This window comes from Flavobacterium sp. F52 (assembly GCF_000278705.1).
Classification (GTDB): Bacteria; Bacteroidota; Bacteroidia; order Flavobacteriales; family Flavobacteriaceae; genus Flavobacterium; species Flavobacterium anhuiense.
Genome location: NZ_AKZQ01000040.1, coordinates 41,555 through 53,570 on the forward strand (window position 1 = coordinate 41,555; position 12,016 = coordinate 53,570).

The 12,016-nt window shown below is 33.4% G+C and carries 10 protein-coding genes; all 10 read right to left on the reverse strand.

Translation table 11 applies throughout. The features are described from left to right. Entirely contained in the window at nt 1–1,725 is a 1,725-nt protein-coding gene (locus FF52_RS21500; protein ID WP_008468929.1) for a sodium:solute symporter, read from the reverse strand. Nucleotides 1,726–1,839: 114 nt separating this feature from the next. Next, nucleotides 1,840–4,371: a PIG-L family deacetylase gene (locus FF52_RS21505; protein ID WP_008468932.1), complete on the reverse strand. Its 2,532-nt coding sequence runs from the start codon at nt 4,369–4,371 to the stop codon at nt 1,840–1,842. A gap of 326 nt (nt 4,372–4,697) precedes the next feature. After that, entirely contained in the window at nt 4,698–5,210 is a 513-nt protein-coding gene (locus tag FF52_RS21510; RefSeq protein WP_008468934.1) for a hypothetical protein, read from the reverse strand. 190 nt (nt 5,211–5,400) lie between these two features. Continuing rightward, nucleotides 5,401–7,233 (reverse strand): hypothetical protein, encoded by a 1,833-nt coding sequence (locus FF52_RS21515; protein WP_008468936.1) that lies wholly within the window; start codon nt 7,231–7,233, stop codon nt 5,401–5,403. Nucleotides 7,234–7,311: 78 nt separating this feature from the next. Further along, on the reverse strand, nt 7,312–8,412 hold the full coding sequence (locus tag FF52_RS21520) for an AI-2E family transporter (RefSeq protein WP_035692153.1): 1,101 nt from the start codon (nt 8,410–8,412) through the stop codon (nt 7,312–7,314). Nucleotides 8,413–8,514: 102 nt separating this feature from the next. After that, complete coding sequence (locus FF52_RS21525; RefSeq protein WP_008468941.1) at nt 8,515–9,045, reverse strand: mechanosensitive ion channel domain-containing protein; 531 nt, start codon at nt 9,043–9,045, stop codon at nt 8,515–8,517. Nucleotides 9,046–9,055: 10 nt separating this feature from the next. Beyond that, a complete protein-coding gene (locus tag FF52_RS21530; RefSeq protein WP_008468942.1) occupies nt 9,056–9,640 on the reverse strand; it encodes a Maf-like protein in 585 nt (194 codons plus the stop codon). After that, a complete protein-coding gene (locus tag FF52_RS21535; protein WP_083847520.1) occupies nt 9,633–10,559 on the reverse strand; it encodes a geranylgeranylglycerol-phosphate geranylgeranyltransferase in 927 nt (308 codons plus the stop codon). Before FF52_RS21535 ends, FF52_RS21530 begins: the two co-directional genes overlap by 8 nt. Nucleotides 10,560–10,636: 77 nt before the next feature. Beyond that, the gene (locus FF52_RS21540) at nt 10,637–11,164 is read right to left on the reverse strand and encodes a KdsC family phosphatase (RefSeq protein WP_008468944.1); all 528 of its coding nucleotides are present in this window, start codon (nt 11,162–11,164) and stop codon (nt 10,637–10,639) included. Next, entirely contained in the window at nt 11,148–11,909 is a 762-nt protein-coding gene (locus FF52_RS21545; protein WP_008468945.1) for a Rossmann-like and DUF2520 domain-containing protein, read from the reverse strand. Before FF52_RS21545 ends, FF52_RS21540 begins: the two co-directional genes overlap by 17 nt. Nucleotides 11,910–12,016: the final 107 nt, after the last annotated feature.

A 12,016-nucleotide genomic window follows, 5' to 3' on the forward strand; every position in this document is an offset into this window, starting at 1 on the left:
TTATTCCAAAATTAATTCATTATCACCCGATTTTCCTTTGAAAAACAAAAACTGCAATAAAAGCGCTAATACAATTGTCAAAATTGCTCCAATAAAATTCAGCCATAAATAGCCTAATTTTTCCTGACGGTAAATCATGAAATAATAAATGACAAAAATGGTAAGCTGACTAATTATGGCACTAATAAACATAGGCTTTGCCTGAACCTTTTTGGTGTAAAAGCCAACAAGAAAGATACCTAAAACAGTTCCGTAGAAAATTGAACCAATAATATTTACAAGCTGGATCAAGTTTTCAAACAGCGTTCCAACGCAGGCAAAAAGTATCGCTACAATTCCCCAGAAAAGAGTGAAAAACTTCGTAACATGCAAATAATGCTTCTCTGATTTTTCTTCTGTCTGATTCCTTTTGTAAATATCAATTGCTGTTGTAGAAGCCAAAGCGGTTAACCCAGAAGCGGTAGAAGACATAGCAGCCGAAAGAATTACAGCCAATAACAATCCGATTAAACCTTTTGGCAAATAATGCAGAATGAAATGGAAGAATACGTAATCCTTGTCATTTGTCTCCGAATTACTGTCAGCTCTCGAAATGATTTCTTTGGCTTTATCACGAAGATCTTTTTCTTTATTGGATAATGCTATCAATTCTTTACGCAAAATTGGATTATCATAATCTTGGTTGAGCTGATCGATATACAATAAATTAATCACTTTTTTGTCTTCTGAAAGTTTTACCAGTTTTTCTTCTAAAACATGATATTCTTGCTTAAAAGCTGATTTTTCGATAGCAATTTTATTATTCGGATTAAAATTTAACGGCACAGGATTGAACTGAAAAAAGACAAAAACCATAACTCCCGTAAGAAGTATAAAGAATTGCATTGGCACTTTCAACAATCCATTCATGATTAATCCCATCTGACTCTCACGAACCGATTTCCCAGATAAATAACGTCCAACCTGCGATTGGTCTGTACCAAAGTAGGCTAGAGCCAGAAAGAAACCTCCTGTAATACCACTCCAAAAAGTATATTTTTCTTCGGGATCAAAAGAAAAATCAACAATATTCATTTTGTCATTTGCACCTGCAATATGTAGTGCGCTGTTAAAAGTCATATCGTTCGGAAGATAATGCAGAATTAGAAAAAATGTAATAAACATTCCAGACATTATGACAAACATCTGCTGTTTTTGGGTTACGTTTACTGCTTTTGTACCTCCAGAAAAAGTATAGATTATTACCATAACTCCAATAATGATGTTCATTACAGTTAAATTCCATCCTAAAAGAGCTGATAAAATAATGGCTGGCGCATAGATGGTTAAACCGGTTCCTAAACCTCTTTGAACCAAAAACAAAATAGCAGCAAGTGAACGTGTTTTAACATCAAATCGGCGTTCTAAAAACTCATATGCGGTAAAAACTTTGCTTTTATGATAGAGTGGAATAAAAGTCAAACAAATAACAATCATGGCAATTGGCAATCCAAAATAGAACTGAACGAATCCCATTCCGTCGTGATACGCTTGTCCTGGTGTGGATAAGAAGGTAATTGCGCTGGCTTGTGTAGCCATAACCGAAAGTCCGACAGTATACCAAGGCGTTTCGTTATTTCCTAAAATGAAATCCTCTACGTTTTTACTGCCTCGAGTTTTCCAAGAGCCGTATCCAACAATAAATAATAATGTGACAATAAGTACGATCCAGTCAAATAGCTGCATAGGTTATGAGTATAATTGCATGATTAAAAGAAAAATAGCTATGTAGATCGCATTAACTACCAAAACATAAGTGTAGCTTTTTTTCCATTTTTTTGTTTTTTTGGCTTCCATATTTTATTGCTTTAAATCTTGTTTTGGAGCTTCAATGGGCTGTTTTAGAGAAATGATATTCGATAATAATCGATATGCTCCAGAAACACCTTCTGGCAATTCTCTAAAGAAACTCAAACCAGTGTAAATATAGTATCCTTTTCCGTACGGTGCTACAAGTAAAGCTCCATCTTTTGCAGATTCTCCTTTGTCATGAGACGAAATAATAGGAGTGAAGGCAGGATCGTATTCGTTTGGATAATATAAACCTTGCTCTTGTGTCCAGCCTTGAAAATCTTTTTCAGAGATTTTATTTGGCGTATTTAAAACAGGATGATTTGGCGCTAAGAATGTAATTTTAGCATTTTCTTCTGTCACGCGATCGTTTGATAATTTTAACGGATATGGCGCTATTTTATCAGTAACCAATTTACCATTTGTATTGTACTGTACAATCATGTTTTTACCGCTTTTTACAAAATTGAAAAGTATATTTTGTTTGTTTGCCAAAGCATTTACGGTATTGTAAGCACGAACTCCTGTAATCACAGTATTAAAAGAATCTAGCTTTTGAGGCGTAATCTCTTCTGGTTTTAAAATAGAAACTTTGTATCCCATTTGGGTTAAACTTTCCGGAACTTCGTCGCCAGCGCCCATAATATAAGCAATCGCATCTCCAGAAATTTTCAAATCAATTCTGATGCATTTTGATTCAGCTGGTTTCAGAACCATTTGTTTGGTAATATGAGGGAAATCAATAATGGTTTGGTCTTTATCAAAACGTTTATTGTCAACAATAGCAACACTTTTTGCTACAACTTCTTCTGGATTTACTGGAGGGGTTACTTCAAAGTAAAAGATTTGTTCTGTGCCTTTTTTGTCTAAAGCAAATGGAATTTCTTTTGGAGACACATTCCAGCTTTTTGGCAATTCTAACTGCAGATTTCCTTTTACATCGTCTTTTCCAGCACGAACTTTTACTGGAACCATTTTGCTTTTGGTGCTTCCAAAAATCAAAACTCTTTCTAATATCGAAGTAGTAACTTCTGGCACAATATCAAGAAAATTATACATTTCGCCTTTTACGCCATCATTGTATTTATAGACAACAGTACGTTCAAATGGAATTTCAACATCGTTGATTTTTACATTAAAAACTACTTTTGTGTCTCGTATAATATCAGGAATACCAATGTTTTCTTGATTCGAAACGGTATACATTCCAACTGTAGCTTTCTCTTTTAGCCAATAAGGCTGAGTGTACTCAATATTGTTTGGAAGCTGTAACTGCAAATTGATTTTCTGATCGTTATTGTTTTTTAAAACGATATTTTGGGCTATTGTCTGATTATCTGGAAGAGTTGTCACGCTAACTAACTGCATTCCAACAGAACATCTGTTAATTGCTTCAAGAGTTAGTTTAATAGTGCTTCCTGGAGTGGCTTCTTGTTCATTAGCAACAGCTTCAAGATATAATCCTGAACAAGATGCAATAATGTTTTTTGTGGCTGCCGATTTAATTTCTTTCCAATGTGTATCGTCTAAAGCTTGAATCATGGCATAAGCTTTAACTAAATCTGGAATACTTACAGAAGGATTGCTGAAATCGTATTTTGAAATGATTGAAGAAATTAAGTCTCCAATCGGTTTTCCGTCTTTAACACGGTTCCAACTTGTGTCAATTCCATCAAATAAATTATCGCGCTCTTTTGGACTTTCACCATTTATAAGTTCTAAATATTCGGTTTCTTCACCACGAACTCCAGTGCTACCAAAACCTTGCGATTGATGGCGGCTACGGCTCAAAGCAGCAATTTCTTGATTTGATTTACCTATTCCTGTGTAGTAAACGCCTGTTTCTAATTTTGTGAATTTAGATTTGTTAGCAGCATCAAATTTTTCCTGGCTTCCGTAAAACCACCAAGAAGGGTTAAAAAATTGGCGTTTTACCTGCCAAGGCGAAACATATTTTAGTTGTTCAGGATAAATTTTAGGATCGTTTGTCAGTTTGAAACTTTCAACGCTCAGCATTGCAGAAGAAGTATGATGTCCGTGCGTTGTGCCTGGCGAACGATGATCGAAACGATTGATGATAATATCTGGCTGGAATTTTCTGATTGTCCAGACTACATCGGCAAGGACCTTATTTTTGTCCCAAACATCTAAAGTTTCGTCTGGGTTTTTAGAAAAACCAAAATCATTTGCTCTTGAAAAAAACTGTTCTCCTCCGTCTATTTTTCTAGCTTCAATTAATTCCTGAGTTCTAATAACGCCAAGCAATTCACGTAATTGAGGTCCGATTAAGTTTTGCCCTCCATCACCGCGGGTCAATGATAAGTAACCAGTTCTGGCGTTCATTTCATTGGCTAAATACGAAATCATTCTAGTATTTTCATCGTCAGGATGTGCAGCAACATACAATACAGAACCTAAAAAGTTTAGCTTTTTGATTTGATTGTAAATTTCAACTGAATTTGGTTTTTGTGGCTGCTGTGCAAATGAAACCTGAAAACCGATAAAAAATAAAAGAAAGATCTGAACCTGTATTTTTCGCATGGTGAGTGTTAGATGTTTTTTTGAAATTATTTCAAAAATAGTAATTATTTTATGTAAGATTATTTAAATGAATTGTTAACGCTCAATAATTATACCTTTCTTTAATTTGATAAAATAAAAAAAGCTGTTAGAAACTAATCTAACAGCTTTTATATAAGTGTTTTGAAATTTATTTCAATTTGTTGTTACTATTCTTATAAGGCCTATTAATGTTCGTATTGATTTCTTTGGCATCTTTTTTTTATAGCATCCAGACTAAAATGCCATAAAAAAAGAGAGTATCATTTTTTGATACTCTCTTGTATTAATTACTAATAATTTAGCAGTTATCTTCTTCCGTGTCCGTGGCCATGGTCGTGATCATCATCGTGATCGTGACGGTCATGTTTTCCATGGTGTTTATCGTAGTGTTTGTCATAACGTTTGTAATCTCTTCTGTCATCATAGCCATATACAGGTCTTGGTTTGTATGGTCTTTGTGGTGCTCCATGGTAACCTCTATAGTATTTTACTTTATGACGGTCAAAGTATACATAAGGAGTTCTACCGTGATAATCTGTTAAAACAACTTTATAACCTCCATACAAGTCGTAATTTCTATATTGTCTTGGCAAGTAGGTTGTTCTTACCCATCTTCCTCCTCCGAAATAGATAAATTGAGCAGCACGAACATCGTAGTAAGCTTCAATATCTGGAAGATAATAATATTCCATTTCTGAATATCCTACAGGTCCCCAAGCTGGTGGAGTACCTATATTTACATTTACTGATACTTGGGCTTGTGTGGCGTTTGCAACCATAAGAAATAATCCGGCGATTGCTAATTTTATCGTTTTCATCTTTTTTGTTTTTTTTAAATGTTAATCTTGAATAGAGATATTCATATACTGTGCCAAAAAAAATAAACAGATGTATTTTATCGGATAAAAATGCATTTCATCGAATGGGTTATAGCTAAAAACAGCTTTAAGATGTTGATTTACAGTATTTTTCTTTTCGTTTGAAAAATTCAAAAAAAATAAAAAAAAATTATCTATAATCGACGACTCTAGGCTTTGCAAGTTCAAAACTTTGAAGTCCAAAATCGGTTGTTTCAAAAGTATTTGTTTTGAAAACATTGTCTCCTTGTTGCGGAATACTTGGATAGTAAGAGAGTGAAAGCTGGAATGAACTAAAAACTAAGTAGTCATTACTAATTAATAACCCCACAGTAAGTTTAGAATAAGGCTTGCTTTTAGTCATTGCCATTTCTGGACTTCCCAATACTGCAATTGAATAATTGAAAAATGGGTTTAAACGAAATCCTAATAAAGCATGCGGAGAATAGGTCTGAGTTTGAAGCGATAAAACGGCTTTGCTGGTTCCGTACAAATAACTGTTAAAACCTGCAAGCCCATTTTGTTCATTTATATTTAGTTGATCTCCAATAATATCATCTCGATTTATACCAATTACCACTTTTGGATTTACGAATTGTCTAATTTTCCAATTTCCAATGCTATATAATTTTGTAAAATAATTGGACTCAAACAAAAATGAGGTCTGATAGGTTTTGGACTGATGAAAAAAGGTTCCTGCTTCAAAATTCATACTCAAAAAACCTAAGCGGTAATAATTTCCAAAAGAAAATTGAGCTCCAACATAAGGTCGCCAGAAAGTATTCTTATACTGATAGCCAAAAGTTACACCATATATTCGTCCAATCGGAACATCTTCTGTTTGTCCATTTCTGAAAATATAACTGTCTTTGATAAATTTTCTTGTGTTCAGCCCAATTCCGCTAAGGATTAGTTTTTCGGAAGAATAAAAATGATTTGGATCATAAAGATCTGAAGGCGATTCGCTGTAGTTGACATTTAAAAAACGAGCAGTAGTAACAAGATTTGTTATCGCTTTGTTATTGTCCTCAAACATTTTAAAAGCATGCCCAACCCAAACATCTTGCGAAGTATATTTTTTTGGCTGATAAGCAAATGTAGAATCTGGAGCTTGAAGCGTATCTTTTCTAAAACTTTCGTCCATATAAAAACCGCCAGCCCATTTCGTCAGAGGGGAGTAAAAGTCTCGCTCGATATCGATGCTTTTAATATAGTTATTGTCTAAATCCATATTGTAATGGAGAACCGTTCCAATATAAGTGTTTTTAATATTTGGAACCGTGTACGTCACTTCATTACCATTTTTACCATCATCAAAACGGTTGGTGAAACGGTATTCTAACTGTTGTCCTGTCCCAAAAAAATCTTTTTCTTTAAATCCAATCGAAACTTGGTTGCTGGAAATAGAAAACCTCGGAATTGTGCTCCAAGAATCTAAAACTCGAATTGTAACATCAACAGAATCTGATGCTTTTCCAACGCTTTGGTTAGAAATTCTAACTGCTGTTACGTAACGTTGAGCACGAATTAAACGCTCAGTCTCTAAAATTTTATAGGTATTGTAAGGTGTGTTCCTCTTAAAAAGCAATAAATTTTGGATGGCAATTTTTTTGGTTTTTAAATGAAGTCGGTTACCCATCCTTTCTCCCCAGTTTTTAGGCACTTGATTGGTATCAGCAACTGAGTACCCGAAAGGATCTAAAGTAATAATATTGATTTTTCGAATAATTTTGCCCTCATAGTTTGTAGAATCAATAGGAACAAGCAGTTCTTCTTTTTTCTTTGATTTCTTGGATCTAAAAAACAATTTATGCATCGTTTGCGTAAACTTATTTTTCTTAGAATAATTTCTAATCTTTGTATAGATTTCCGTGGTGTCTTTGTCCTTTTTTGACTCTTTTTTATTCTTATCTACCTGAGCATATCCACTTTGTAAACAAAAGCAAAGCAAAATAAAAAACAGTATTTTGTTATTTAAAAACATTCGGTAGTTCTCTTCTAATAAGTTTAAGCTTTATGAATATAAGGAATAAATAAATGCTATGCTAGCATAACGCTTTTTTTAATTTTCTGTTGTAACTTTTCTCTTTCTCCAGACAAATTTTCTCGGAACATGATTTCCCATGAGATATCCCCAAGCGGAGAGTGATTCAATTCGGTCAAAAATAATTTTAAGAATAGCTAGAAGCGGAATGGCTAAAAACATTCCTGCAATTCCGGCAGCAGCGCCTCCAACAATAATTCCCATTATTGAGACAAAAGCGTTTATTTCTACTTTAGAATTGATAATTAAAGGAACAAGAAGATTATTATCAATAAACTGAACAATAATATTTACAATCAAAATCCCAAGAATTACAGATGTTTCTCCAGATCCTGTCAATGATGCCAAAACTGTAATAATTCCTGCAATTGTGATTCCGATGTACGGAATCAAATTTAAAATTCCTGTAATTAATCCGAGAAGGACGAAATATTTAATGCCAATAATCCACAAACCTAAACTGGTTAGAACAGAAACAACTATCATCTCGATAATTAGACTTACAATGTAATTGTTGATTGAAACTTTTATTTGAGATAAAATATCTTGCAAAACAGCGTGATTTTCCTGTTTGATTAATTTAGCAAAAAACAGTTTGAAGTGTTCTTTGTAAATCAAAAATAGAAAGGTGTACACAACCATAATTGTGCTGTCTAAAAGGACATCGCTAATAGAAACAATAAAAGAACCTAGTTTTGCTTGACCATTTTTGACAGAATCTTTCGTAACCGAATCCAAATATTTTTTCTGGTCTCCTATGCTTACCTGGAAATTTTCTCTTATAAATTTATGAATTTCAAGAATAAAAGAATTTGCATTTTTTTTTATGGTATGAAAATCATTTGCCATATAAGTTACTTGGTAAGAGATAAAAACCAAAATTCCGACAATGACAGAAATAAAAATAATTAAACAGACTATCGCTGCCAAATGTCTTGGAAACTTAAATTTTGTGTTTAAGAAAGTAAAAATCGGAAGCAATAAAACGGCAAATAGAAACGCCATTAAAATAGGAGTGAGAATATCTTTTCCGATGCAAAAAATAAATGCAAAACAAATTAAAGTAACAAGAATAAAGGAAAGTTTTGCATAAAAGGGTAATGTTATGGGCCGAGTCATTTTTATTTTTATTTAGCTGATTGTATAAAACAAATATTACACTTTATTTGTCTTTTTCTGTTCCAGCTTTTTGAATGCCCGTTATAAAATTCCCATTATATTTTAGTCAAAAAACTCACGCTCCTCGTACTTTGCAGGTATAATCGAAATTCCTTTTTGAAGTAATAAATTATTAGGAAAAACAATTTTTTCGCCTTCTTTTGTTTTTAAGCTTACATGAAAGGTATTAATGTCTTCAATTTCAGCTTCAATAGGAAAATCTTTATCATGTATTTTAATAGTGTCTCCGATTCTAAAAGGAAAAGAAAAGAATAAAACCATTCCAGAAGTAATATTGCTCAAAATAGACCACTGAGCAAACATAGCCACGCCAATAACGGTTGCAATAGAAGAAATTGTAATAAAAATATCTTCTGTTTGAACTCCCCAAATTACAATTAAAGTGGTTACAACCAATATATTCATTAAAATATTAATATACTTAATAACTAAATTGGTGCGGTGTTCAAATAATTGGCTTGTAGCGGCAAAACGTCTTATTAGTTTAGCGATTACCATTCGCAATACAATCAAAACCCCAATAAGAATAATTGTTGCTATTATTTCTCGGCTATACTCTTTAAAAGAAAACATAATTACATTTTTACACTAATTTAGTCAAAAATTCATAAACTTTGGCTGTTGGAAGTCCCATTACATTGGTATAAGAGCCTTCTACTTTTGCAACTGCCATAAAACCAAACCATTCCTGTATGCCATATGCACCAGCTTTATCGTAAGGTTTATAATTTTCGATATAATACAAAATAGCTTCATCTGATAAGTCATTGAAAGTTACTTTAGTGATATCGTGCAAAAGAGTAGAGGAGTCTACGGTTTTAAAGCAAACTGAAGTAATCACTTCATGCGTTGTGTTTGACATCGATTTGATCATAGCAAAAGCTTCTTCGGCATTTTTTGGTTTTCCTAAAGCTTTGTTCTGATACCATACAATCGTATCGCTTGTAACTAGAATTTCATTTGCTGCCAATTCGCCTTCAAATGCATTAGCTTTTAATTTAGCCAGATAATCTGTGATTTCGACTGCTTTTAATTCTGGCGGATAGATTTCCTCAACGTCTTTTAAACGAATTTCAAAATCTAGATCTAAATCCTTAAAAAACTGCTGTCTGCGAGGTGAACCAGAAGCAAGAATAATTTTGTATTTTTTTAATTTTTCTTTAAGCATTGTATTTGATATTAAAAGCAATAACTAGAATTGACAAGATTCCGAAGAACAAAATGAGTTTTAAAATACTGCTTAAATGATGAAAATCCTTTTGAGATTTTGCACCAAATATTTTCACAATAAAATAAAGCAAAGGTGCTAAAACTGTCGCAAATGCATAAAATACAGCAATGTAAAGTTTGTTTTGCATAAAATAAGTATTGCAGTAAAGCCCTGATAGAATGAACGCAATAATAGCAAAACCTAAAGCTATTTTTGCCGCTCGGCTTACACCAATTGCAACTGGGAGCGTATTCATTCCCATATTGTAATCGCCATTTACATCTTCAATATCTTTTACAATTTCACGAATAAAATTAATCATGAAAGCAAATAAAGCATAATCAATTAATATTGAAAATAAACTTGCCATTTGTGCCTGATTTTCTGCTGTAGTCGCTGGAAAAAGATCAAAAACACCAATAATTAAAACGCTTACCGCTAAAAGCAATGCCACAACAAAGTTTCCTAAAATCATGATTTGCTTGAGTGTAGTTGCATAAAAATACAGAAGTGATGCAATCAGAATAAAAAGCGAAGCGAAAGTTGGTCTCATAATAATATTCGACAAAATAAAACCAATTGCAACACCAGAAATATTTAAACCTATATAAATGTTATACGCGGCTGTTTCTGTAATTCCTTTTCCAACCACAACATCATTTGGTTTGTTGATGCTATCAGTTCCTACATCATAAATGTTATTGATAACATAACCCGCTGCAGCCAATAATACTGTGCTTAAAATAAGTAATCCGTATTGCCAGTCAGATAATGCGAGCGGAACTTCCTGCTGTTTTAAAAAGGCATAACGAAAAAGCAGCTGCATAAAAGCAAGCATTAATAGGTTTTTATAACGAATGAGTTTGAGGAATTTCATTTTTTTTAAGGTTCTGAGATACTAAGGGGCTAAGTTTTTTTTACTGTAACTGCAAACTGTGACTGAGACTGAAAACTTTAATCGTGTTTTCCATTAAAGTACTCCATCCATTTTCCTTGCACTTTCATTACTTGTTCGATAACATCTCTGGCAGCACCGCGTCCGCCTTTTACGTGAGAAATATATCGGCAGATTTTTTTTATTTCTGGACTTGCATCTTGAGGACATGTCGGTAATCCAACCAATTTCATGACATGAAAATCAGGAATATCATCTCCCATATATAACACATTTTCAGGTTTTATATTATGAGTTTCAGTATAGGCTGTAAAAGTTTTTACTTTATCTGGAGTTCCTAAATGAATGTCTGTAACGCCTAAATTGCGAAGACGAATTCGTACGCCTTCATTGCTTCCTCCAGAAATAATGCAAACATGATAACCGCTTTCGATTGCCGCTTTCATTGCAAATCCATCGCGAATATTCATTGTTCTTAGCATTTCACCTTCATTGGTTACAAAAACAGAACTGTCTGTAAGTACGCCGTCTACATCAAAAACAAACGTTGTGATGTCATTCATTAATTCTTTATAACTTTTTGCCATTATGCTGTATAGATTGTGTTAGGATTTTATAGATGTTTTTTTTGTTTTCGTCTTGCAAAAAAGCTAGATGGGCTTCGATTGTGTTAGAATCATGGCGTATTGCTGGCCCTGTTTGGGCATCAATTGGATCAAGAGTGTTGATTTTATCAGCAGTTTCTTGAATTAATGGTCTTAAAACAGCAAAAGGCAGTTGATTTTCTTCACAGATTTCCTGTCCCATCTGGTACAAATGATTCGTAAAATTGCTCACAAATACAGCTGCTACGTGAAGCGCTTTTCGCTGTTCTGAGCTGATTGGATAAACTGCTGTTGAAACGCTTTTGGCAACGGTTTCTAATAGTTTAAAATCGGCTGTGTTTTCTGCTTCTAAACAAAAAGGAATGATTGAATAATCAATTTGTTTGTTCTTAGAAAAGGTCTGTAGCGGATAAAAAACACCGCGTCGGTTTTTAGGATTTAATAGTTCAATTGAAGATGTTCCAGAGGTATGCACCACAAGTTGATTGTTAAATGGAAGCTGTTCTGATACTTCTGCAATAACGTTGTCTGAAACTGAAATAATGTGTAAATCAGCAGGTTCTAACGCTTGAAAATCGGTTACAATCTTTTCAGAATCAATTAAATGAAGTAAGGCTTCTTTCTTTCTGGAAAAAACTTGTTTAATTTCAACAATTTTGCTGGCAGAAAAAGCCTTTATCAAATGCTGCGCAACGTTGCCGGAACCTATTATTGTTATCTGAATCATGAAAGCAAAATTAGTATTATTTTTTTAATGCAGGGGTGTATTGAATATTGATATTGCTTTTTTGAAATTTTTATTGCCCTCTGTTTTTTGCTGTAATTCCAATACTT

Bases quoted from the DNA above. Each gene is read 5' to 3' on its own strand.
- FF52_RS21500 (WP_008468929.1), bottom strand. From the start codon at position 1,725: ATGCAGCTATTTGACTGGATCGTACTTATTGTCACATTATTATTTATT.
- FF52_RS21505 (WP_008468932.1), bottom strand. From the start codon at position 4,371: ATGCGAAAAATACAGGTTCAGATCTTTCTTTTATTTTTTATCGGTTTT.
- FF52_RS21510 (WP_008468934.1), bottom strand. From the start codon at position 5,210: ATGAAAACGATAAAATTAGCAATCGCCGGATTATTTCTTATGGTTGCA.
- FF52_RS21515 (WP_008468936.1), bottom strand. From the start codon at position 7,233: ATGTTTTTAAATAACAAAATACTGTTTTTTATTTTGCTTTGCTTTTGT.
- FF52_RS21520 (WP_035692153.1), bottom strand. From the start codon at position 8,412: ATGACTCGGCCCATAACATTACCCTTTTATGCAAAACTTTCCTTTATT.
- FF52_RS21525 (WP_008468941.1), bottom strand. From the start codon at position 9,045: ATGTTTTCTTTTAAAGAGTATAGCCGAGAAATAATAGCAACAATTATT.
- FF52_RS21530 (WP_008468942.1), bottom strand. From the start codon at position 9,640: ATGCTTAAAGAAAAATTAAAAAAATACAAAATTATTCTTGCTTCTGGT.
- FF52_RS21535 (WP_083847520.1), bottom strand. From the start codon at position 10,559: ATGAAATTCCTCAAACTCATTCGTTATAAAAACCTATTAATGCTTGCT.
- FF52_RS21540 (WP_008468944.1), bottom strand. From the start codon at position 11,164: ATGGCAAAAAGTTATAAAGAATTAATGAATGACATCACAACGTTTGTT.
- FF52_RS21545 (WP_008468945.1), bottom strand. From the start codon at position 11,909: ATGATTCAGATAACAATAATAGGTTCCGGCAACGTTGCGCAGCATTTG.